Here is a 23731-nt window from a genome sequence, read left to right as displayed (position 1 = left end):
CTGTTATGGCTAATTTCGATTCGGTGGGAATGGTCCTAAAGGATAGTGCAATGGCCTGGCGTGTACAACGGGTTGAGAGGCGGCAAACTGTGGCAAAGCGCGCACCCTGGTGCGCCGGATAAATGTAATGAAAGAAATGTGCTGGTGGTCGACCCTAAAGGTTGTGCTCCACCGACACCAACGAACGCAGGCAACAAACTGAACCTAAAGGCCGAAATCACCTGGCGGCATCAGGCAGGCCGCACTGATACCGCCAGGTTGTGATTTAAAACACCAGCGCCTGCCCATCCTTCCGGCTTTCAGTGGCGGCAATGTAGAAGCCCTGCGGGTCACGCACAATCGCCTGCGCACCTCCGAAGTTATAGCTCTGCAGTGGATCTTCCACCGTAATCTGGTGACCCATCTCGCGCAGTTTTGCCAGCACATTACGGTCGATGCCCGGTTCCACTACTACCGCGCGGCCTTGCTCCACGCGCCAGCGCGGTGCATCGATTGCCGCTTGCGGATTCTGCTTGTGCTGCATGATGCGGAGCGCCAGCTGTAAGTGCCCCTGCGCCTGCATCGGGCCGCCCATCACGCCAAACGACATCAATGGCTGTCCCGCCGCATCCAGCGCAAACGCCGGAATAATGGTGTGGAACGGGCGTTTGCTACCGGCCACCACATTCGGATGCTGCGAATCGAGTGAGAAGCCGCAGCCGCGGTTCTGCAAGCTGATGCCGGTGTCAGGCACCACCACGCCGGAACCGAAGCCCATATAGTTGGACTGAATAAACGAAACCATCATGCCGCTGGCATCGGCAGTCGAGAGATACACGGTACCGCTCTGCTGCGGGGAGCCGAAGGTAAAATCCCCGGCCTGGTCAGGATTGATGAGCTGGGCGCGCTGTTTAAGATAGCTGTCGCTGAGCAGCAGTTCTGCCGGGAACTCCAGATGGTCGTAGTCGGTGACGTAGCGATCCAGATCGACTAACGCCAGCTTCATCGCCTCGATAGATAAGTGCAGCCACGGCACGGAATCCGGCGTGTAGCTGCCGATGTCCCACTGCTCGAGAATTCCGAGCGCAATTAAGGTGGCGATGCCCTGACCGTTGGGTGGCAGCTCCTGCACCGAACCGTTGGCAAACGGGCGTGATAGCAGATCCACCCAGTCGGCACGATGGTTGTTGAGATCGGCCATGCTGAGTGCTGCGCCATGCTGCTCGGCAAATGCCACCATTTTCTCCGCCAGCTCGCCCCGATAGAAGGTTTCTCCGTTGGTTTCGGCGATTTTCTGCAATGTGGCGGCCTGCGCCGGGTTACGGAACAGCTCACCAGCACGCGGTGGGCGGCCATCTGGCGCAAAACACTCAACAAAACCCGGCTGAGACTTCAGTTTGTTGTAGCCGCGCTGCCACAGATGGGCGATCAACGGCGAAACCGGGAAGCCGTCACGGGCGTATTCGATAGCCGGTTGTGCCAGCGTGGTCAGCGGCAATGTGGCAAAGCGCTCGGCCAGCGTCACCCAGGCAGAAACCGCGCCCGGTACGGTCACGGCTTCCCAACCGATTTCCGGCATGGTGCTGTGTCCGGCAAAGCGTTCTGCATTCCAGCTGGCGGGGGATCGGCCGGAGGCATTTAAGCCATGCAGCTCTTTGCCATCCCAGATAATGGCAAACGCATCGCTGCCAATCCCGTTGCCGCTCGGTTCCAGCACTGTCAGCGCCATCGCGCTGGCAATCGCTGCATCCACGGCATTACCGCCCTGTTGCAACATGCGCATTCCCGCCTGTGCCGCCAGCGGCTGTGAGGTGGCGACCGCATTGCGGCCCATCATTGGGGCGCGGTGCGAGGCATAACTAACGTTGAAATCCAAATCGCTCATAACGGTTCCTTAATGTGAGTCATTGCGCGGATCAAGCGCGTCGCGCAGTCCATCGCCCAGCAGATTGAAGCCCTGCACGGTGAGAAAAATCGCCAGCCCAGGGAAAATAGACATCCAGGGTGCCTGCTCCAGGTAGCCCTTAGCGGTGTTCAGCATCGCGCCCCAGGAAGGTGAGGGCGGCTGTTGGCCGAGTCCGAGGAATGACAGGCTGGCTTCGGTAATAATGGCGGAAGCAATCGCCAGCGTGGCCTGCACCAGAATCGGTGATAGCACGTTGGGCAACACATAACGCAGGATGATCCAGCGGTCCGGCAAACCGATGGCGCGCGCCCCGTCGATATAGTCTTCATGGCGGATGGCAATCACCTGGCCGCGCGTCAAACGGGCAAAGATCGGCATGGCGGAAAGCCCAATGGCGATCATCGCATTGGATAAACTCGGTCCAAGAAACGCACCCAACGCAATCGCCAGAATCAGAAACGGGCAGGCAAGCAGCGCTTCGATAAAGCGCGAGATAATGCCATCGCACCAGCCCTGCCAGTAACCGGCAATCAAGCCCAGCGGCACACCAATCAAAATGGCAATCATCACGGAGATGCAGCCTGCCAGAAGTGAGGTGCGCGCCCCCCAAATTAGACGCGACAGAATATCGCGGCCCAGCTCATCGGTCCCCAACCAAAACAGCGCGGAAGGGACTTTGCGCACGGCAAGGAAGTTTGCCTTGATCGGATCGGCCGGTGCCAGCCAGGGGGCCAGCAACGCCACGGCTACAAACAGCAGCACGATCACTGCGCCGATCAGCGCACTCTTATTACGCAGAAATTTCTTCAGCACCCGGCGGTTGGGCTTTGCAACTGCAGGCACTGCGCCTGCTGTTAACACCTCGCTCATGGTTAGCCTCGCATTTTCGGGTTGATTAACAGATAGAGCACATCCGCCAGCAGGTTCAGTAGCAGGAAGCCGATCGCCACCACCAGCACCACGCCCTGTACCACCGCGTAATCACGGTTAAACACCGCATCGACAATCATCTTGCCGAAACCGGGCAGGGTGAAAACCTGCTCGGTTAACACCGCACCGCCCAGCAGCTCACCAAACAGCAAGGTGGTGAGCGTGACGATCGGCATCAGTGCGTTACGGAAGGCATGCTTCAGCACCACTTTGGGGGCCAGCAGACCTTTGGCGCGCGCGGTGCGGATGTAATCGGCCTTTAGCACGCTGATCATTGATGCCCGCGTATGGCGCATCAGTGTGGCAGCAAGACCCGTCCCCAGCACTAAAGCGGGCAGCAGCAGGGTTTTCAGGTTCTGCGCCACATCTTCACTGATGGGCACAAAGCCGGAGGCCGGTAACCATTGCAGATGAACGGAAAACAGCAGGATCAGCAGAATGCCCAGCCAGAAATGCGGCACCGATATGCCGGAGAGCGCGACAAAATTGGTGGTGTGATCGACCCAGGTGTCTTTGCGCACCGCCGCGATAATGCCCATGCTGATGCCAATCCCCAGCGCAACCACCATCGCCAGCAGCGACAGCTCCAGCGTTACCGGCAGCTTACTGGCGATCAGCGAGGTCACCGGCTCTTTGGTGCGCAGTGACATGCCTAAGTCACCCTTCAGCGCATTACCGATCCACGCGAAATACTGTGTGGGGATTGGATCATCCAGATGGTATTCCGCCCGCAGCTGCGCGATGACCGCGGGATCGCGCTCCTCACCCGCCATCGCCAGCACCGGATCGCCCGGTAGCAGCTTTTGCAGCGCAAACACCATGATGCTCACCAGCAGCAGCGTGGGGATCGCCAGCAGTAAGCGTTTAACAATCAGTTCCAGCATCATCGCTCCTCAGCGGTTTACTGCGCCAGGCTCACACCCGCGAGGCGTACTAAGCCATCAGGCCAGGCTTTAAAGCCCTGCAGTTTTTTTGTCATGCCGAAGATGCGTGGCTCGAAGTAGAGATAGGCAATCGGCATATCGGTTTGCAGCTGATTTACAACTTTGGTGTACAACGCCTGGCGCTGCGCCTGATCGTTGGTGAGGCGTGCGGCGCTCAACCACTCATCAACCTGGGCATTGCTGTAGCGACCGTCGTTGAGCGTGCCTTTGCTGTTGATAAATGAGTAGATGCTGCCATCGGGATCGGGACGGCCGGACCAGCCGGATAAGCTAAGCTGGTAATCGCCACGCTGCTGACGATCCAGCAAGCTGGCGAACTCACTCATCTGCAAGTTGAGGTTTATGCCCGCTTCACCGACCATTGCCTGAATCACCTGACCAACCTGCTGTGCGGTTGGGTTGTTGGTGACCAGCAGCGTTAGATTGAGCGGCGTGGTGACGCCCGCCGCCTTCAGCAATGCTTTGGCTTTCTCCACATCGCGCGTACTGACTGGGGTGTTAACGTGATAGGGACTGACCGGTGAGAACGCCTGGTTGGACGGGGTATATAACCCTTCAAACGCCACCTGATTCAGCGCGTCGCGGTCAATCGCCAGCGAAAAGGCTTCGCGTACACGCGGATCTTTCAGTGGACTGTTGGCGTCTACCTTGCCGTTATTGATATTGAAAGTGATGCCCTGATAGCCGAGGCCGGTGACTTTGGCCAGCGCCAGCTTGCTGTCGCCTTCTACCGTTTTCACATCGCTGGCCGCGACGCCTTCCGTCAGGTCGAGATCGCCTGCGCGCAGGTTGGCGAGACGCACCGAGGCATCCGGAATCGGCAGGAAAATCACTTTATCGAAGTGATAAGCGCTCTTATTCCAGTAGTTTTCAAACCGCGTCAGCACGATACGGTCCTGCTGTACGCGGCTGGCGAATTGATACGGGCCGGAGCAGACCGGATGCGTCGCGAAATCTGGTTTTTTGGCCGCTTCCGGTGCCAGCATGGCGCCCGCACGGTCGGTGAGCTGGCTGAGCAGCGCGGCATCGGGCGTTTTCAGGTGGAACTTCACCTGCATTGGCCCACTCACTTCCACGCTGTCGATAGAGGAGATTTCGCTTTTACGCAGCGAACCCGGCAGCGTTAGCGCGCGCTCGATATTAAACTTCACCGCGTTGGCATCAAACTTCTCGCCATCCTGGAAGGTCACGCCCTCGCGCAGATTCATGGTCAGGGTTTTGCCGTCATCGCTCCACGCCCAATCGGTTGCCAGGCCGGGCACCACTTTCAGTTTCTCATCGACATCTACCAAGCGGTCACACATGGCGGCAAACACAAAACGTCCGTAATAGGTGCGCGCCAGATGTGGATCGAGCATGTCCGGGTCGGCACCGAGGCCAATACGAATCACGCTTTCCGCCTGACTGTGTGCACTGGCACCGAGCAAGAGCAGGCCGCTTAAGGCCGTGATTAACGTAATACGAGCTTTCTTCACAGGCGAATCTCCAGAGGGTTAGGCTTGTTGTTTGACCGCCTGCTCAAACAGCGCGCGGCGACGTAAAAAGGCGGCAGAAGGTGGTGCGATAGTGATAACGCTGCGATCGCGGTTAATTTCCTGCCAGCGATGGCAGGCAATCTGGCGGCCACCGCTCAGCACCTGGTTAATGGGTTCAAACTGACGACAATCTGCTGTCGCCCATGGGCAGCGGGTGTGAAAACGACAGCCACTGGGCGGATTGGCTGGATTGGGCAGGTCGCCCTGCAACATTGGAATCTGGCGGCTGACACCGGGTTGCATCTGCGGCGCGGAGGCGATCAGCGCTTGGGTATAGGGGTGCAGCGGCGCGTCAAAAATCTCGTCCACGGTGGCGACTTCAACAATCTGTCCGAGGTACATCACCGCCACGCGATCGCTCATATGGCGAATCACTGCCAGACCGTGCGCCACGATGATCATCGTCAGGCCAAACTGCTGTTTCAGGCTCTCCAGCAGATTCACCACCTGCGCCTGCACGGAAACGTCTAAGGCGGAAACCGGCTCATCGCCCAGCAGCAATTTGGGTTGGGAGGCGAGGGCACGGGCGATGCCGATACGCTGACGCTGACCGCCGGAAAATTCGTGCGGATAACGCTCTGCCCAGGCCGCCGGTAAACCCACGGTGCGAAGCAGTTCCGCAACACGAGCATGGCGCGCCTCTCGGCTCAGTTTTTCATGCAGCCACAGCGGCTCGCCGACAATCTGTTGCACCGTCATGCGTGGATTGAGCGAGGCAAAGGGGTCCTGAAAGATGATTTGCAGTTCGCGACGCAGTTGATTCAGGCGTGCGCCGCTGGCATCGGTAATGCTTTCGCCCTGATAAAACACATCTCCGGCACTGGCCGCCAGCAGGCGTAGCATCAAACGGCCGAGGGTCGATTTGCCTGATCCTGACTCGCCGACAATGGCCAGCGTTTCGCCCGGCATCACCTGTAACGACACGCGATCCACCGCCGTGACGCCGCGATTGCGTTTGAATAAGCGGTTGGGCCCGGCGAAGGTTTTGCTTAAATCGCGGCACTCTGAAATCGGTTTCATGCGGTCTCTCCCAGCGTGACATGCTGTTCCAGTGGGGCGCGGAAACAGGCGACCTGATGATCGTTCGCCAGTGCACGCAGCGCTGGGCGGTTGTGCTGACAGCGGAGTTCGGCAAACGGGCAACGATTGGCAAAGCGGCAGCCCGCAGGCATGTTATCCGGCAGCGGAACCTGGCCGGGAATGGTCGCCAGTGGGCCGCTGCGCGCGCTCAGGCTGGGAATCGACCCCATCAGGCCAATGGTGTACGGATGCTGGGGATCGTTGAAAATCGCTTCCACGCTGCCGGTCTCCACCACCTGGCCGGCGTACATCACCGCGACGCGCTGCGCGACTTCGGCCACCACGCCCAGGTCGTGGGTGATCATTAATACGGCGGTACCGGTTTCCTGTTTCAGGGTGTTCAGCAGCGCCAGAATCTGTGCCTGAATGGTGACGTCGAGCGCGGTGGTTGGCTCATCGGCAATCAGCAGCTTAGGATTGTTAATCAATGCCATGGCGATCATTACGCGTTGTCGCATGCCGCCAGAGAGCTGGTGAGGATAGGCTTTCAGCCGCATCTCCGGGGCAGGAATCTGCACTTTTTGCAGGATGGTCAGCGCGGCTTCCATCGCGGTGCGGCGATTGACGTGGCGATGGCGCATCACCGCTTCGCTGAGCTGGTCGCCGAGGGTGAAGGCCGGGTTGAGCGAGGTCATCGGCTCCTGGAAAATCATCGCCAGCTGATTGCCGCGCAGGCTGGCGTAGTCGCTGGCGCTGAGATCGCGCAGGCTGCGTCCGTCGAACTGCATTTCACCTTGTAAAATCTCCGCACTGGCGGGTTGCAGGCCCATCAGGGTGAGTGAGGTGATGCTTTTGCCGCAGCCCGATTCCCCAACCAGTGCCAGCGTTTCACCGGCATGCAGCGTCAGAGAGATGTCGTCCAATACCGTGACGGGCGAACCGCGAAACTGCACGCGCAGGTTGCGAACGCTAAGCACCGGGTGATCGTTCATGGCGTCTCCTCTTGATGGCTGTAAAGCGCTTCAAGCAGCGCCTGTTGCAGCGCCAGTAAGTGTTCGCGCATCGCAGCAGCGGCTTCATGGGGCTGGCGTTGCGCGATGTGATTCACCAGGCGCTGGTGATGGTCGTCGTAATTGTTGAGGCGGGCGGGCGTGCGCGCCTGCACACGCAGATGCTGCCAGCCTGGATCGCGGCGCACGGCATCTACCGCGTCGAATAATCCCAGCATCAGGCGATTTCCAGCAGCTTCGGCGATGGCGCGATGAAAGGCGCTGTCCCACAGTTCGTGCTGGTCGCCATCCTCCGGGGCTGTGATGCCATTCATGCGTTCCAGCAGGCGCTTCATCAGCGCGATCTGCTCTTTACTGGCGCGCAGGGCGGCCAGTCGCGCCAATCCGGGTTCCAGTTGCAAGCGGGCTTCCATCACCTCCAGCAGGTTCGACTGCTGCGGCAAATCGTGCAGCGCCAGCGGCTGTACCGGTGCCGCCGGGCCAACAAAGGTGCCTTTGCCCTGCTTGCGCCAGATGCGCCCCTCCTCTTCGAGCACGTCAAGCGCGCGACGAATCTCACGGCGTCCGACGCCAAAGCGCTCCGCCAGTTCACGTTCCGTAGGCAACGCGCGGTCGGGCTGCTGCTCCTGTTGCTGGATCAGTTGGCGCAGTTGCTCCAGAGCAGAACTGGAGTTGCGCGCGTTATCTGACGTGTGACTCATGATTGGTTCGCCTGTTTAATCATCAGAAAAAGATCGGTAATCCCGGATTAACCAGCACTTTTACTGATGAAAGGCTGAGCAATCGGCTTTCTCAGCTTAGGCAAGAAGTGAACCAATATTGGATTGGTTCAAAAATGACAACCACATGACAGAAATAACCCTTTGAAGAGTAAGTAAAAGTTTTTTCGGGCTTCGTTTTAAATCTGAGAGGTGCATCAATATTCGCCCTAGGGTGTGCGCTTCAATTTGGTGCGCCTGCGCTGCATGGCTGTGCAATACACAGGAGGGTAAGGAAGTCGTTTATCTAAATAGTGTTTAATTTCATTACCTTGAAATATTGGCACTTTTTTTGAATGTGTTTAAACAGATGCAGGAGCGATAGCGGGTAACCGACGTCGCCAGACAATTTGCAATGGGTCACTAGGGTTCCGGTCGAAAGATGCTGGTCCGAGAGTGACCGACCGTCCTCTGACGGTTACACGGCGGGACAAAAGCCCGGGAGGAAAGCGAGATCGTTGCTCGCCGCCTCCTGCTTTTTTTTCGCCCGTTAACGCCAGAGGAACCATCATGATCAAAGCCTGCCTTCGCTTGCTGTTGCTTTGCACCGTCGCACTGTTCAGCGTCAATACGCTGGCTGCCGACAAACCCTCCTTCAAGATCTGTTGGTCCATTTACGCGGGCTGGATGCCGTGGGATTACGCCCAGCAAAGCGGCATCGTGAAAAAATGGGCCGATAAATACGGCATCGATATCCAGTTGGTGCAGGTCAATGACTACATCGAGTCGGTGAATCAGTACACCGCCGGTGGCTTTGACGGCTGCACCATGACCAACATGGATGCGATGACCATTCCTGCCACCGGCGGCGTGGACAGCACCGCGCTGATCGTCGGCGACTACTCCAACGGCAATGACGGCATTCTGCTGAAAGGCAAAGGCAACATTGCCTCGCTGAAAGGCAAACCGATCAATCTGGTCGAACTCTCTGTGTCTCACTATCTGCTGGCGCGTGCACTGGAGAAATCTGGCATGAGCGAGAAGGATGTCAAAGTGGTGAACACCGCGGATGCCGATCTGGTGGCGGCATTTGGCACCTCGGACGTGCACTCTATCGTGACCTGGAACCCGCTGCTGGCCGAAGCTGAGAAGCAGCCGGACAGCCATTTGATTTTCTCTTCAGCACAAATCCCCGGTGAAATCCTCGATCTGCTGGTGGTGAATACCGCCACCTTGAAAAAGTATCCGCAGCTGGGCAAGGCGCTGACCGGTGCCTGGTATGAAACCCTGAAAACCATGTCCGGTGCGAGTGACAGTGCCAAAGCTGCCCGCACGCAAATGGCGCAGGCTTCCGGCACCGATCTGGCAGGCTTCGATCAGCAGCTGGCCGCCACCCACCTGTTTAGCGATGCCAAAACCACCCTCGATTTTGTCGATAGCCCGCAGCTGAAAGCCACCATGCAGCTGGTCGCAGAGTTCTCCTTCAAGCATGGATTACTGGGCGAAGGCGCACCAAGTGCTGATGTGGTGGGCGTGGAAACGCCAGCAGGAAACTGGGGCGATACCAACAACGTGAAACTGCGCTTCACCGATGAGTTCACCAAACTGGCCGCTACGGGTCAGCTATAAGCGAGACGATGCCGATGCGTAAATTGATCAACTACCAACCGCTGCCGCTCGGTCGCCTGCTGCTTGGCATCCTGCCGCTGCTGGCGCTGCTGCTGGTCTATCTGTTCGCGTCGGATGCGCGTCTCAGCCTGAACGCCGCAGACAAACTGTTGCCGGGGTTTAACGCGATGGGGGACGCCATCAGTCGCATGGCGTTTCAGCCCAGCCCGCGTACCGGGGAATACCTGCTGTGGACCGACACCGCTGCTAGCCTGATGCGTCTGCTGAGCGGCGTGGCGATCAGCGCACTGCTGGCGCTGGCGATTGGCCTGTTCACCGGCGCGCTGCCGGTGGTGCGGGCAGTGCTGGCACCGCTGGTGACGGTCGTCGCGCTGGTGCCACCGCTGGCGATTCTGCCGATTCTGTTTATCTGCTTTGGCCTGGGAGAAGTGTCGAAAGTGGTGCTGATCGTGATCGGCATTACCCCGCTGATTGCACGCGATTTACAGCTGCAGGTGGAGAAAATCCCGCGCGAGCAGTTGGTGAAAGCGCAGACACTCGGTGGGCACAGCGCGCAGATTTTGTGGCGCGTGATCCTGCCGCAGCTGATGCCGCGTCTGCTGGATGCGGTGCGTCTGTCGCTGGCGTCGGCGTGGCTGTTCCTGATTGCTGCCGAAGCGATTGCCGCCACTGAAGGGTTGGGTTACCGCATCTTCCTGATGCGCCGTTATCTGGCGATGGATGTGATTTTGCCGTACGTGGCGTGGATCGCGCTGCTGGCCTTTGTGCTCGACCTGCTGCTGCGGCTGATCAGCCGTCGCTGCTGGCCGTGGTATCACGCGAAATAACGGGAGATCGAGCGATGCCATTACTGCAACTGAAAAATCTGGAAAAACACTACGGCGAACAGGTGGTGCTGGAGCGACTCAATATCGATGTGGAAGAGGGAGAATTTGTGGCGATTGTCGGGGCATCCGGCTGTGGCAAAACCACTTTTCTCAACATGCTGCTCGGCACCGAATCGCCCACCAAAGGGCAACTTCTGCTGGACGGCGAACCGATCCCCGATGAACCCGATGCCCATCGCGGTGTGGTGTTTCAGCGCTACTCGGTGTTTCCCCACTTGACGGTGCTCGGCAACGTGATGCTGGCGGAAGAGTTCAGCACCGCCCGCTGGCTGGGACGTGTGTGGGGTAAAAAGCGCCAGGTGATACGTCAGCGTGCGCAGGCAATGCTGGCGCAGGTTGGCCTGGAGCATGCGCAAAACAAATACCCGCACCAGCTCTCGGGCGGCATGCAGCAACGCCTGGCGCTGGCACAGGCGCTGATGAAACAGCCGCGTATCCTGCTGCTCGACGAACCCTTTGGGGCGCTCGATCCTGGCATTCGCAGCGAGATGCACCAGCTGATTACCCGCCTGTGGCAGCAGCATAACTTGACCATTTTTATGATCACGCATGATTTGAAAGAGGGCTTCAGCCTGGCTTCGCGCTTGCTGGTGTTCGACAAACTGCGTCATGACCCGCACGCGCCGCAAGCCTGGGGCGCGACTATCACTTACGATCTGCCACTCGACCACGACCAGCCCGCTGCTGGCCTGCCGTCTGAGCCGCAGGTGGCTTAAAGGAGCACCACATGAATGCTTATCAAACCCTGTTACCGGCGGGATCGCATTGGTCGCTGGTGATGCGCAGCGGCACCGCGCTGACACTGACCGATATTGAAGGCGGCGCCAACGTCGGCATGCTGTTCTACAACCCGGAAAATCTGCTGGAGCGCTACAACGCGCCCGATACGTTGAAGTGCCAGCACACCTTCCGTCTGACAGCCGGGCACTGCCTTTATTCCGATATGGGGCGCATTTTCTGCGGCATCGAAGAAGACAGTTTCGGCTGGCATGAGAGCGTTTGCGGCACCTTAAATGCTGAGCAAACTGCCGCACGCTTCGGCACCAGCGACTATCAGCAGGCGCGCAATCTGCGCCATCAAAACGGCTACGACAGTTTCCTCGTCGAGCTGGCGAAATACGGCCTCGGCCAGCGTGATATGGCCTCTTGCCTCAACCTGTTTGCCAGGGTGCGCGCCGATGATAACGGCGCGCTGCAACTGGAGCAGCAGGGTGCACCTGGCGCACAGGTGCGGCTGCGCTTCGCCATGGACACGTTAGTGATCCTGCACACCTGCCCGCATCCGCTGAATGCCAGCAGCGAATATCCGCGCCAGCCGGTGCAGATCGCACTGAACGCCCAGCGCGCGCCACTGCCGGAAATTTGCCTGGCGCGTGGTGAGAACCAGCGCGGTCTGCGCAACAACGCGCTCTATCAGCTGCAAGGAGAAATCTGATGATCACTGAAAGCTTACTCAATCCCGCCGAAGCGCCATTCCAGCAGCAGGTGAATGCCGGTGATTACTGGTTGCAGCGTATCGAAGCGGGCCAGACGTTGCGTATCACCGATCTGGAAGGTAATCAGGCTGCCGATACCCTGTTTTTCAATGCCGACGACACTGCCGAACGCTACAGCATGAGCGATACGCTGCGCGGGCAAAAAAATGTGTTTCTGAGTGCAGGCAGCGTGCTGCGTTCCAACTTAGATCGTCCGATGCTGACGATCACCGCCGATACCTGTGGCCGCCACGATACGCTGGGCGGTGCCTGTTCCTGTGAGAGCAACACCGTGCGCTACGACCTGGAGAAGCGTCATATGCACTCCTGCCGCGATAGCTGGATGCTGGCAGTGGCCGAAAAACCGGAATTCGGCCTGACGCGCCGTGATATCACCCACAACATCAACTTCTTTATGAACGTGCCGGTGACGCACGACGGCGGTCTGACCTTTGCCGATGGCATTTCTGCACCGGGCAAATACGTCGAGATGGTGGCGCAGATGAACATCCTGGTGCTGATCTCCAACTGCCCGCAGCTCAACAATCCCTGTAACGGGTACAACCCCACGCCGATCTTAGTCAGCGTGTGGTGATGCTTTGACGCAACGGGACGACCCGTTTTTTGCCGTCATTGTCCACGCAGGACGACCTGCCGTAATAAGAGATTTCACTCATGATTGATCGCGTATTGATTGCCAACCGTGGCGCGATTGCCGTGCGCATCATCCGTACCTTGCAAGCCATGAACATCCGCGCGATTGCGGTGTATGCCGAAGCCGATCGCCACGCGCGCCATGTGCGACTGGCCGATGAAGCCTGGTCGCTGGGCGAAGGGCAGGTGCGAGACACTTATCTCAATCAGCAAAAAATACTGGAAATTGCCGCACAGAGCGGGGCGCAGGCGGTGCATCCCGGCTACGGTTTCCTCAGTGAAAATCCCGAGTTTGTGACGCGCTGTGAAGCGGCCGGCGTGCAGTTCCTTGGCCCAACGACCGAACAGATGGCGGCATTTGGTTTGAAACATCGTGCGCGTGCGCTGGCACAGGAAAATCAGGTGCCGCTGTTGCCCGGCAGTGGTTTGCTGACTTCGCTGGACGAAGCACACGTCATGGCGGAACAGATTGGCTATCCGGTGATGTTGAAAAGCACCGCCGGTGGCGGCGGTATTGGCATGCAGCGCTGCGATGATGCCGAGCAGCTTAACGCCGCATTTACACGCGTGAAACGTCTGGCAGGCAACAACTTCGCCGACGATGGCGTATTTTTAGAGAAATTTATCGCCCGCGCGCGTCACATCGAAGTACAGATTTTAGGCGATGGGGCCGGCAACGTCATCGCCCTTGGCGAGCGTGATTGTTCCGCCCAGCGCCGCAACCAAAAAGTGCTGGAAGAAACACCCGCGCCGGGACTGAGTGCGGCCGTTCGCGCCGAACTGCAGGCCACGGCGGTGCGTCTGGCGTGCGCGGTCAATTACCGCAGCGCAGGCACCGTGGAGTATGTCTACGATGATGCCAGCCAGCAGTTCTGGTTCCTTGAAGTGAACACCCGTTTGCAGGTGGAGCACGGCGTCACTGAAATGGTGTATGGCGTGGATTTGGTACGCTGGATGGTGGAGCTGGCGCAGCAAACGTTGCCGCCGCTGCACACCTTATCGACTGAGGCGCAGGGCCATGCGATACAGGTGCGCCTGTACGCCGAAGATCCGGCCAAACAGTTCCAGCCCAGTGCCGGTTTGCTTAGTCACGTTAAGTTTCCGACGGAAAGTGAAGACGCCACGCTGCGCATCGACAGCAGCGTGGAAACCGGCATGGAGGTGTCGCCGTTCTACGATCCGATGCTGGCAAAAGTGATTGTGCATGCGGCCAGCCGTGAAGTGGCATTGCGCAGCATGGCGCAGGCGCTGGACGCTACCGAGCTGTACGGTATCGAAACCAATCTGCTGTGGTTGCGCCATCTCTGTTCGCTGCCAGAAGTCCAGCAAGGCCGCATCATCACCGCCACGTTGGGCGGCGTGCAGTGGCAACCGCCTACGCTGGATATCCTCAGCGGCGGCACCTTAACGACGGTGCAGGATGCGCCTGGCCGCGTCGGCTACTGGCACGTGGGTGTGCCGCCGTCTGGCCCGTTTGACAGCCGCGCGTTCCAGCTGGGGAACCGCCTGCTGAAAAACGACGCGCAGGCGGCGGGACTGGAGATCACCCTGCGTGGCCCCACGCTGCGTTTTAACCAGACGTGCAGCTTTGTCATCACCGGGGCACCGATTGCCGCGCAGCTGGATCAGCAGACATTAACGATGCACCAGATTGTCACCGCACAGGCCGGGCAAACCCTGACGCTGGGCGATATCAGCGAAGGGTGCCGCAGCTATCTGCTGCTGGCAGGGGGCTTGGATACGCCGCGCTATCTCGGCAGCCGCAGCACCTTTACGCTCGGCAAGTTTGGCGGTCATGCCGGGCGCGCTTTACGTGCGGGCGATGTGTTGCATCTTGCCGATCCGCAGGTGCTGGCAACGGCAGACTTGCCTGGCGAGTTGGTGCCGGAACTTAACGGCGAATGGCTGCTGCGGGTGATTTATGGCCCGCACGGCGCACCGACCTTCTTTACCGATGATGATATCGCGGAGTTCTTTGCCGCCGAGTGGCAGGTGCACTACAACTCCAGCCGTACCGGCATTCGCCTGATTGGCCCCAAACCGACCTGGGCACGCAGCGACGGCGGTGAAGCGGGTATGCATCCCTCCAACATTCACGACAACGCCTATGCCTTCGGCACGGTGGATTTTACCGGTGATATGCCGGTGATCCTCGGCCCGGACGGCCCCTCACTCGGTGGCTTTGTCTGTCCGGCCACGGTGATCGAAGCCGATCTGTGGAAGCTCGGACAGCTCAAAGCCGGGGATCATGTGCGCTTCCTGCCGATCGATCTTAACAGTGCAGATCAACTGGCGCAGGCAGAGCGTGAAGCGATCATCAAACTGCAATCCGTACCACTTACAGTGAACGCTGCGCTGCCCCTTATTGATCCACTATTGCACCATCAGGCGGCAGAAAATGGCCGCCCATCGCTCAGTGTGCGTGCGGCAGGTGACCGTTTCCTGTTGGTTGAATATGGCGATTTGATGCTGGATATCGCCCTGCGTTTCCGCGTGCACGCGTTGATGCAACAGCTGCAAGCCCATCCGCTGCCGGGTCAGCTGGAATTAACGCCGGGCATTCGTTCGCTGCAGGTGCACTACGATGCACAGTGCTGTGTGAGAAGTAAGCTGTTGGCGCAAATTTTGCACATTGATAGAGAGTTAGGCGACCTCAGCGAGGCCTCAGTGCCCTCACGCACCGTATGGTTGCCGCTCAGCTGGGACGATGCGGCCTGCCGTGAGGCGATTACCCGCTACAGCCAGTCTGTACGCCCTGATGCGCCCTGGTGCCCCAGCAATATTGAATTTATCCGCCGCATCAATGGCCTTACCAACATTGATGAGGTGAAGGAGATCGTGTTCAGCGCCGCCTATCTGGTGATGGGGCTGGGCGATGTCTATCTCGGTGCACCCGTGGCGACGCCGCTCGATCCGCGTCATCGCCTGGTGACCACGAAGTACAATCCGGCACGCACCTGGACAGCGGAAAACTCGGTAGGTATTGGTGGCGCTTACATGTGCGTCTATGGCATGGAAGGGCCGGGCGGTTATCAGTTTGTCGGGCGCACCATGCAGATGTGGAATCGCGATCGGCAGACCGCTGCGTTCACTCAGCCGTGGCTGCTGCGCTTTTTCGATCAAATCCGCTTTTATCCGGTTAGCGCCGAGGAATTGCTCAGCATTCGCGAGCGTTTCCCGTGGGGTGACTATCCGCTGCGTAGCGAAGAGGGCGAATTCCGGCTTGCAGATTATCAGGCGATGCTGGTGGAGCAGGCTGGTGAAATCGACGCCTTCCAGCAACAGCGTCAGCAGGCTTTTGACAGTGAGCTGGCACGCTGGCGCGCCGAAGGGCAATTTACCTTCGACAGCCAGTTACAGGAACAGCGTGCAGAAGAAATTACGGTGCCTGCAGGGTGTAGCCCGGTAGAGAGCCAGGTGGCGGGCAGCGTGTGGCAATGGTTGGTTGACGAAGGCAGTGAGATTGAAGCGGGTGCCACGGTAGGCATACTCGAATCCATGAAGATGGAGATCCCGATCGTGGCGCCAGTCAGTGGAAAAATCCATTGTTTCTATCGCCAGGCTGGGCAACAAGTGCAGGCGGGTCAATTGCTTATGGTGATCGATCCTTCTGCGGCATAAGTAAGAATAAAAAATAATCAGTAATCAGGCAGCAAAGCCGGGGATCTGACCCATAATTAGTAACCCGGCTGATTGTTGCATTGCTATGCCATCTTTTCGCAGTGTGCAACAGGCTGTGTCCCGTAACGGTTTACTAAAACAATCAATCTCCACAGTCATTTTGGGTGCAGAAAGGCAGCAAATGAAGCCATCCCGTGAGCTTGCTACAGTAAGTGTCTCGGGGGACGAGAGCAGCCAACGCCTCAGTAAACAAAAGGACGAAGGGAAGACCGTTGCGGGATACAGCCTGACTTGGCCGGGTTTCAGCGCCTGGTGGCGCTTACCTCTCTACTTTCACGTGCTTCATAGTGAGTTTTTAAGGAGTTCTCTATGGAAATAAAAGATCCAATGGTCGAGTTATTGAGTAGCCTTGAGCAGATTGTTTTGACACGTGATGCACAGCCTTCCGTATCAGAAATTACACTCAACGCAGTATCCGTTCCCGAGCCACAGCGTTTACGCGAAATGACCGGCATGCAGGTGGATGAGTTCGCCCGCGTGATGGGGGTGAGCGTTTCATCTGTAAAAAGTTGGGAGGCGCAACGCACGCGCCCATCCGCTACGGCGCGTAAACTGATGAAACTGCTGCAAGCAAACCCCTATCTGGGACGGCAGTTACTCGAGTAAGAAGACTATCGGTTCTCTGACCCGCCTGCACGGCGGGTTTTTTTTAGCTTAATCCGCCGTATTTAGCCGCCTGTTTCAAAAACCAACTCTCTGGCACGCTGTGCGGAGGTTGCGCCAGTTGATCAATGCCGTGTTGAATAATCTGCTCAGCCTGCTGCCATAATTGCGGGTTTCCCTCATTCAACAGCTGGATCTGTACCTTTTTTTCAATCAGGTAGATACGCGCAAAGTCGGGATCGAAATGCACAATGGCGCGGGTATTATCGATGATATCGGCCAGCTTGATGGTTTGCGCATCGGGACAGGCTTCGGCGGTATGACGGAAGTGCGCCAGTTTACGCGCGGCGCGGTTTTTCGCCTCGGGCTGCGCGCTGTCAGTCAGCATATCGACGAGCTTTGCGACGCGCGGACCAAAATGGCTTTCAATGTCCTGTAAGGTGCTCGGGGTATCTTCAACGGTGTCATGCAGCCACGCGGCGGCAATCATCTGTTCATCATCGGTGACGCTGCGTACCAGTTCGGCCACCGCTGCCGGGTGCACAATGTAAGGTTCATCGGTGTATTTGCGACGCTGGCCCGCAGCAGCATGTGCTTGCGTGGCATAACGGCGCGCTTGTTCTTCCAGTGAATCACGCATCTTTAACGCTCCGGAATAAAGTTGCTTGCAATTATCTAGCGCGCTATCTATATTGAATCGCATGAACAGTAATCAAGATGACAAAAAAGTGCAGCAGATGCCACTCCAGGTTGATCAACATCTCTGCTTCGCGCTCTATTCCGCGAACCTCGCGATGCACAAAGTCTATCGCCAGCTGCTGGCTGAGCTGGAAATTACCTATCCGCAATATCTGGTGATGCTGGTGTTGTGGAATCAGGATGATGTGACAGTATCTGAGATTGGCGAGCAGCTGTTTCTTGATTCAGCCACCCTGACGCCGCTGTTAAAGCGTCTGGAGGTCGCAGGTTTATTGCGCCGCCAGCGTTCGCGTCGGGATGAGCGCCAGGTGGTGGTGACACTGACCGATGAAGGTCATGCGCTGCGTGAACGGGCACAAAGCATTCCCGAAGCGGTGCGCTGCGCCACGGCCTGCGACGATGACACATTGATTGCATTAAAAAATCAGCTCGACGATTTGCGCGCCAATCTCAACCGCGCCAAATAAAGTATGACGGATGTCGTCAAGGCGGCATTCTGACTATCAATGTCAAAAACTGCGTATATATATAGTGCGCGATTATATAGTGAATAGTGAGGTTATCATGTCTTTAGATAAAGTTGTTTATACCGCAAAAGCCAAAGCCACTGGCGGCCGTGATGGTCGTGCGACTTCTTCTGACAATGTGCTGGATGTGAAACTGGGCGTGCCAAAAGAGATGGGCGGCGCAGGCGGTGAAGTCACTAACCCAGAGCAGCTGTTCGCTGCGGGTTACTCAGCGTGCTTCCTGGGTGCGATGAAGTTCGTAGCGGGTCGCGACAAAATCACCATGCCGAAAGATGCGTGGATTGAAGGGGAAGTAGGTATTGGCCCAATCCCAACCGGTTTTGGTATTGAAGCCAAACTGAATATCCATCTGCCAGAAATGGATGCAGCAGAAGCGCAGAAGCTGGTGGATGCGGCACACATTGTTTGCCCGTACTCTAACGCGACCCGTGGCAATATTGATGTGACCCTGAACATCATTCGCTAAGGTCGCAGCCAGTTGGAAAAAGAGGCTCCGTCAGGGGCCTTTTATCATTTTATGGGGTCAGATCAATTATTGTCTGGTCTTACCATTGGTTAAATGTTCTACTGCTGCGCTGCATGCGCCTTCATTGCCGTTCCGGTTCAGATTCGTCCCGTTCCTGCTCGCTGCTTGCGCTTTTCTCGCTCACGGACGAACTCTATTGACTTTAAATAGTCACATTTAAGGTTGGTTTATTGACACCGGGTCAGGAATGAATAAGTAAATGAATTATATCAAAACGTTAACGCAGCAAAAGCTGTCGCTGTTGCTTGCGCTCTATCTCGGCATCTTGTTGAATTTGCCCATTTTTTATCGCCGATTTGACGGCTTCTTAACGAAATCCACGCTCTCTAACTGGCTTTCTGCGGTAGCCGAAGTGACGGCTGCGGTGTTGCTGACGTTTTTCCTGATGCGTCTGCTATCGCTGGGTGGTAAGTGGGTTTATCGCATCCTTGCCACGTTAACCGTGGTGATTTCCGTGGCTGCCGCCTATTACATGGCTTTCTTTAATGTGGTGATCGGCTACGGCATCGTGGCCTCAGTGATGACCACTGATGTCGATCTCTCTAAAGAGGTGGTCGGCATGCGCTTTGTGATGTGGATGGTGCTGGTCAGCGCGCTGCCGCTGCTGATGATTTGGCGCAATAACCTCAGCCAGACGTTGATTGAGCAATTAAAAACGCCGGGCCAGCGTCTGAAGCCTGCGGTGATTATGCTGCTGAGCGTAGCGCTGGTCTGGTTGCCGATTCGCTATTTCGACAAACTGCAAAAAGTGAATGAAGAGATCACCAATATCGACCTGCCAAGTTACGGCGGGGTGGTGGCACACTCGTATCTGCCTTCTAACTGGATAGCGGCATTAGGGCTATTTGCCTGGACCAAAGTTGATGAAGAGGTGGATGGAGCAGAGCTGCTCGATCCAGCGAAGAAGTTTACTTACGTGGCACCGCCAGGCATTGATGATACCTATGTGGTGTTTGTGATTGGCGAGACCACGCGCTGGGACCACATGGGTTTGCTGGGCTATGACCGCGATACCACGCCGAAGCTTTCCAAAGAGAAAAACCTGGTCGCTTTCCGTGGTGAGTCTTGTGATACCGCCACCAAATTGTCGCTGCGCTGCATGTTTGTGCGTGAAGGCGGCACCATGGATAACCCTGGCCGCACGCTGAAAGAGCAGAACGTTTTTGCCGTGATGAAGGAGCTGGGCTTTACGTCTGAGCTGTTCGCCATGCAGAGTGAAGTGTGGTTTTACGATAACGCCGATGTGAATAATTTCTCGTTCCGTGAGCAGATTGGTTCTGAGAAGCGTAATCAGGGTAAAGCGGTGGATGACATGCTGCTGGTGCCGGAACTGCAAGCTTCACTGCAACGTTTCCCGAAAGGTAAGCATCTGGTGGTGTTGCACACCAAAGGTTCGCATTACCTTTATTCTCAGCGTTATCCGCGCAGCTTCGCACGTTATCAGCCGGAATGTATGGGCGTGGATGAGACCTGTAGCAAAGCGCAGTTGATCAATGCTTATGACAACTCGATTCTGTACGTCGATACCATGCTGGATAGCGTGCTCGATCAGCTACGTGATAAGAAGGCAATTGTGTTTTATGCCGCTGATCATGGTGAGTCGATCAGCGATAATATGCACTTGCACGGCACGCCGCGTGAGATGGCTCCGCCGGAGCAGTTCCGCGTGCCGATGATGGTTTGGGCCTCTGATAAATATCTTGAAGATCCCACCAACCGCAGTAACTTCGAGCGTTTGCAGGCGCAGCAGCGCGTAGGGAAAACCCATCGTCATGTTGAGTTGTTCGATACCATTTTAGGCTGCCTGGGTTACAGTTCGCCGGATGGCGGAATTAAAGCGGCGAATAACTGGTGTCAGGCACCCGCGGCGACGCCTGCTAAAGCGTTGTAAGGGTTTTCTGGAAGGTGTTGAGCGGCAGGGCTTTTTGCGGCGCTGTTTGCTTTCCAGGCGATCGGGCGGATTTTACGGAAAAGGGATTGACGCTCTCCGGGGGGAGCAGTAATATTCGCCCCCATCGGCGAGTAGCGCAGCTTGGTAGCGCAACTGGTTTGGGACCAGTGGGTCGGAGGTTCGAATCCTCTCTCGCCGACCATATTTGAAGAAACCTGCTTGAAAAAGCAGGTTTTTTTTCGTCTGTCGATCGTGGAATCGGTGCCCTCAGGATGGAAGATGGTTCTGCGTGTGGTTTCAAAGGCGAATTTGTTGATTCTGTACTGGATTTAAAAGCGGAACCGGTGCAGTCAGGAGTGAATACGGGGCCGCTGCGTAAAGTCGCTGTCTCGTCCCTGATCGCTCGACACACGCCATCCCTGGCGTGTAACGCTTAACTCCGCGGCCCCGTATTCCCTCCTTCATTTGATTCTGTGCGCGTTTAGGGAAGCTGACATTCGGTCTTGTGTTTATTTCTCGTGGCGTAGTTGTTGATTCGGTGCGGGGTTTAAAAGCGGAACCGGTGCCGCCAGGAGTGAATACGGGGCCGCTGCGTAAAGTCGCTGTCTCATCCCTGATCGCTCGACACACGCCATCCCTGGCGTGTAACGCTTTACTCCGCGGCCCCGCATTCCCTCCTTCATTTGATTCTGTGCGCGTTTTGGGAAGCTAACATTTGGTTCTGTGCGTGCTGCTAAATGAAAACATTCTACTGCTTCTGAGTGTGCTGCTTTTCAACACAGCGGCACCCTTGCTGATGTGCGATGGGAAGGCGGTTCGGGGAGCAAAGCGTCCGCCGCAGGGATGCGGCGGCCGAGGCAACAGGGATGTATTTACGCCGTCTTTGCGATCGAACCGCCTTCCCTGAGCAACGCACCGTTTAAAAGCGATGATGTTTATACCTAACCTTCTAATTCACCCATCCCATCCAACAAATCATATTTACCCGCCATTATTCCAACTTTACCGACTCGACCCCTCGCGCAATCAACCCTGCACGCTTAATTCGCGACACATTCTTCTTATGACCGATTAATGCTTTTTGCTGATTTCTTATGCCATTACACCAGCATATTTCGCTGCCTGAACGTCATAACGCACGACGAATCGTTCAGTTATTCGACGTTTACCAATAACTTTTGTGTGTTTTTTAGCGGTGATAATCACTGTCATTTGGCTGCATAGCCAGACAATCACGCGGCATTGCGCGCTTTATCACCTTTTTAAATTTTGGCTCAGCGCCATAACCCTGTTTTTTATCGTTGCTTGCACTTACTCACACTCTGTGTAAATAACCCCACCTTGTATTGACGTTCTTTGCAACTGTTGACAAATTGATGCGTCAATAACATGCAGAGTAGGGCGATTCTGAGGAGCCGTTGGCTACCGGATGACAAAATAAACCACTCGCATGCTGCCCGAACCGCATAAAAAAATTCAGAGGTCGGGCGACGCACACAACATCACATCACAATGGAGCAAAACATGATCAACTCCCTGGCTAAATCCAGGATGCTGAAGGTCGGTCTTAGCCTGATTGCTATGACTGTTGCCGCGGGTGTCCAGGCGAAAACCCTCGTATATTGTTCAGAAGGTTCGCCGGAAGGCTTCAACCCGCAGCTCTTCACATCGGGTACCACTTACGATGCCAGCTCCGTGCCGATCTACAACCGCTTGGTTGAGTTCAAAACCGGTACTACCGAGCTGCAGCCGGGTCTGGCAGAAAAATGGGACGTTAGCGAAGATGGTAAAACCTATACCTTCCATCTGCGTAAAGGCGTGAAGTGGCAAACCACCAAAGACTTTAAGCCAACTCGTACCTTCAACGCTGACGACGTCGTGTTCTCCTTCGAGCGCCAGCTCGACAAAAACAACAAGTACCACGGTGTTTCGGGCGGCAGCTACGAATACTTCGAAGGCATGGACATGCCTAAGCTGATCGAGAAAATCGAAAAAGTTGACGACTACACCGTACGCTTCACCCTGAGCCGTCCTGAAGCGCCGTTCATTGCCGACCTCGGTATGGACTTCGCCTCAATCCTGTCAAAAGAGTACGCTGACAACATGCTGAAAGCCGGCACGCCAGAGAAGCTGGATCTGAATCCAGTGGGCACCGGTCCATTCGTGCTGCAGCAATACCAGAAAGACTCGCGCATTCTGTATAAAGCGAACCCAGACTTCTGGGGCACCAAGCCGAAAATTGATCGTCTGGTGTTCTCTATCACCCCTGATGCTTCTGTGCGTTACGCCAAACTGCAGAAAGGTGAGTGCCAGGTCATGCCGTATCCAAACCCGGCTGACATCGCGAGCATGAAAAAAGATGACAAAATCAACCTGATGGAACAGCCTGGTCTGAACGTCGGTTACCTGTCATTCAACACCGAGAAAAAGCCGCTGGATGACGTGAAAGTGCGTCAGGCACTGACCATGGCGGTGAACAAACAAGCCATCATCGACGCTGTGTATCAGGGCGCTGGCCAGGCCGCGAAAAACCTGATCCCACCAACCATGTGGGGCTACAACGATGCGGTGAAAGACTACGCTTACGACCCTGCCAAGGCGAAAGAACTGCTGAAAGAAGCCGGCATGCCGGATGGTTTCTCCATCGACCTGTGGGCGATGCCGGTACAGCGTCCTTACAACCCGAACGCCCGTCGCATGGCGGAAATGGTTCAGGCTGACTGGGCGAAAATTGGCGTGAAAGCCAAGATCGTCACCTTCGAGTGGGGCGAGTACCTGAAACGCGCCAAAGCCGGTGAACACCAGACTGTCATGATGGGCTGGACCGGTGACAATGGGGATCCAGACAACTTCTTCGCCACCCTGTTTAGCTGTGCCGCCGCTAAAGACGGTTCTAACTACTCACGCTGGTGCTACAAGCCGTTTGAAGATCTGATTCAGCCTGCACGTGCTGAAGCCGATCACAACAAACGTATTGAGCTTTACAAACAGGCTCAGGTCGTGATGCATGACCAGGCTCCGGCGCTGATTATTGCTCACTCTACCGTGTATGAACCGGTGAGCAAGAAAGTGACTGGCTATGTGGTTGATCCATTAGGTAAACATCACTTCGAAAACGTCGATATCCAGGAATAACC

General features: G+C 56.6%; 19 protein-coding genes, 1 tRNA gene and 1 riboswitch. Of the genes, 12 read left to right on the top strand and 8 right to left on the bottom strand.

From position 1 onward, the window contains the following. Nucleotides 1–265: 265 nt before the first annotated feature. From LH22_RS01805 to LH22_RS01775, 7 genes are read right to left on the bottom strand one after another with little or no spacing between them, the layout of a single operon-like run. A complete protein-coding gene (locus LH22_RS01805) occupies nucleotides 266–1864 on the bottom strand; it encodes a gamma-glutamyltransferase family protein (RefSeq protein WP_038643870.1) in 1599 nt (532 codons plus the stop codon). 9 nt (nucleotides 1865–1873) lie between these two features. Further along, nucleotides 1874–2755, bottom strand: a complete 882-nt coding sequence (locus LH22_RS01800; RefSeq protein WP_038643869.1) for an ABC transporter permease — start codon at nucleotides 2753–2755, stop codon at nucleotides 1874–1876. Nucleotides 2756–2757: 2 nt separating this feature from the next. Continuing rightward, nucleotides 2758–3699: an ABC transporter permease gene (locus LH22_RS01795; RefSeq protein ID WP_038643868.1), complete on the bottom strand. Its 942-nt coding sequence runs from the start codon at nucleotides 3697–3699 to the stop codon at nucleotides 2758–2760. Nucleotides 3700–3716: 17 nt separating this feature from the next. Then, the gene (locus LH22_RS01790; protein WP_052059332.1) at nucleotides 3717–5234 is read right to left on the bottom strand and encodes an ABC transporter substrate-binding protein; all 1518 of its coding nucleotides are present in this window, start codon (nucleotides 5232–5234) and stop codon (nucleotides 3717–3719) included. A gap of 18 nt (nucleotides 5235–5252) precedes the next feature. Next, nucleotides 5253–6314, bottom strand: a complete 1062-nt coding sequence (locus LH22_RS01785) for an ABC transporter ATP-binding protein (RefSeq protein WP_038643866.1) — start codon at nucleotides 6312–6314, stop codon at nucleotides 5253–5255. Beyond that, complete coding sequence (locus LH22_RS01780; RefSeq protein WP_038643865.1) at nucleotides 6311–7306, bottom strand: ABC transporter ATP-binding protein; 996 nt, start codon at nucleotides 7304–7306, stop codon at nucleotides 6311–6313. Before LH22_RS01780 ends, LH22_RS01785 begins: the two co-directional genes overlap by 4 nt. Then, on the bottom strand, nucleotides 7303–8025 hold the full coding sequence (locus LH22_RS01775; protein WP_038643864.1) for a FadR/GntR family transcriptional regulator: 723 nt from the start codon (nucleotides 8023–8025) through the stop codon (nucleotides 7303–7305). Before LH22_RS01775 ends, LH22_RS01780 begins: the two co-directional genes overlap by 4 nt. A 409-nt stretch (nucleotides 8026–8434) precedes the next feature. Continuing rightward, nucleotides 8435–8529, top strand: a riboswitch (guanidine-I (ykkC/yxkD leader). 63 nt (nucleotides 8530–8592) lie between these two features. On the opposite strand from LH22_RS01775, the gene LH22_RS01770 reads away from it, so the two are divergent. The 7 genes from LH22_RS01770 (at nucleotide 8593) to LH22_RS01740 (ending at nucleotide 16954) form a co-directional block, all read left to right on the top strand. Beyond that, complete coding sequence (locus LH22_RS01770) at nucleotides 8593–9651, top strand: putative urea ABC transporter substrate-binding protein (protein WP_038643862.1); 1059 nt, start codon at nucleotides 8593–8595, stop codon at nucleotides 9649–9651. Between the two features lie 14 nt (nucleotides 9652–9665). After that, nucleotides 9666–10478 (top strand): ABC transporter permease, encoded by an 813-nt coding sequence (locus LH22_RS01765; protein ID WP_034827756.1) that lies wholly within the window; start codon nucleotides 9666–9668, stop codon nucleotides 10476–10478. 14 nt (nucleotides 10479–10492) lie between these two features. Further along, entirely contained in the window at nucleotides 10493–11254 is a 762-nt protein-coding gene (locus LH22_RS01760; protein WP_038643860.1) for an ABC transporter ATP-binding protein, read from the top strand. A gap of 11 nt (nucleotides 11255–11265) precedes the next feature. Further along, nucleotides 11266–11973, top strand: coding sequence for an urea amidolyase associated protein UAAP1 (locus LH22_RS01755; RefSeq protein WP_038643859.1), 708 nt, complete (start codon nucleotides 11266–11268; stop codon nucleotides 11971–11973). Continuing rightward, nucleotides 11973–12608: an urea amidolyase associated protein UAAP2 gene (locus LH22_RS01750; RefSeq protein WP_038643857.1), complete on the top strand. Its 636-nt coding sequence runs from the start codon at nucleotides 11973–11975 to the stop codon at nucleotides 12606–12608. The genes LH22_RS01755 and LH22_RS01750 overlap by 1 nt, the downstream gene beginning before the upstream one ends. Before the next feature lie 80 nt (nucleotides 12609–12688). Continuing rightward, the gene (gene uca, locus LH22_RS01745; RefSeq protein ID WP_038643856.1) at nucleotides 12689–16288 is read left to right on the top strand and encodes an urea carboxylase; all 3600 of its coding nucleotides are present in this window, start codon (nucleotides 12689–12691) and stop codon (nucleotides 16286–16288) included. 369 nt (nucleotides 16289–16657) lie between these two features. Continuing rightward, entirely contained in the window at nucleotides 16658–16954 is a 297-nt protein-coding gene (locus LH22_RS01740) for an HTH-type transcriptional regulator (RefSeq protein WP_034827767.1), read from the top strand. A gap of 43 nt (nucleotides 16955–16997) precedes the next feature. Here the strand turns inward: LH22_RS01740 and LH22_RS01735 are convergent, their stop codons facing one another. After that, nucleotides 16998–17591, bottom strand: coding sequence for an HD domain-containing protein (locus LH22_RS01735; RefSeq protein WP_038643854.1), 594 nt, complete (start codon nucleotides 17589–17591; stop codon nucleotides 16998–17000). A gap of 61 nt (nucleotides 17592–17652) precedes the next feature. Between LH22_RS01735 and LH22_RS01730 the strand changes: the two genes are divergently transcribed. The 5 genes from LH22_RS01730 to dppA all read left to right on the top strand — a co-directional run bounded on the left by LH22_RS01730 (nucleotide 17653) and on the right by dppA (nucleotide 23729). Then, a complete protein-coding gene (locus LH22_RS01730; protein WP_038643853.1) occupies nucleotides 17653–18117 on the top strand; it encodes a MarR family winged helix-turn-helix transcriptional regulator in 465 nt (154 codons plus the stop codon). A gap of 97 nt (nucleotides 18118–18214) precedes the next feature. After that, on the top strand, nucleotides 18215–18643 hold the full coding sequence (locus tag LH22_RS01725) for an organic hydroperoxide resistance protein (RefSeq protein WP_038643852.1): 429 nt from the start codon (nucleotides 18215–18217) through the stop codon (nucleotides 18641–18643). A 259-nt stretch (nucleotides 18644–18902) separates the two neighbouring features. Then, nucleotides 18903–20594 carry a kdo(2)-lipid A phosphoethanolamine 7''-transferase gene (gene eptB, locus LH22_RS01720; protein WP_038643851.1) on the top strand — a complete coding sequence of 564 codons (1692 nt, stop codon included), beginning with the start codon at nucleotides 18903–18905 and terminating at the stop codon, nucleotides 20592–20594. A 125-nt stretch (nucleotides 20595–20719) separates the two neighbouring features. Continuing rightward, nucleotides 20720–20796, top strand: a tRNA-Pro gene (locus LH22_RS01715). 1322 nt (nucleotides 20797–22118) lie between these two features. Next, the gene (gene dppA, locus LH22_RS01710) at nucleotides 22119–23729 is read left to right on the top strand and encodes a dipeptide ABC transporter periplasmic-binding protein DppA (RefSeq protein ID WP_038643850.1); all 1611 of its coding nucleotides are present in this window, start codon (nucleotides 22119–22121) and stop codon (nucleotides 23727–23729) included. The last annotated feature ends 2 nt before the right edge of the window (nucleotides 23730–23731 follow it).

It is taken from the genome of Pantoea rwandensis, from assembly GCF_000759475.1.
GTDB lineage: Bacteria > Pseudomonadota > Gammaproteobacteria > Enterobacterales > Enterobacteriaceae > Pantoea > Pantoea rwandensis_B.
Note: the sequence above shows the minus strand (reverse complement) of the source record. Positions and strands in the feature narration are given on the sequence as shown.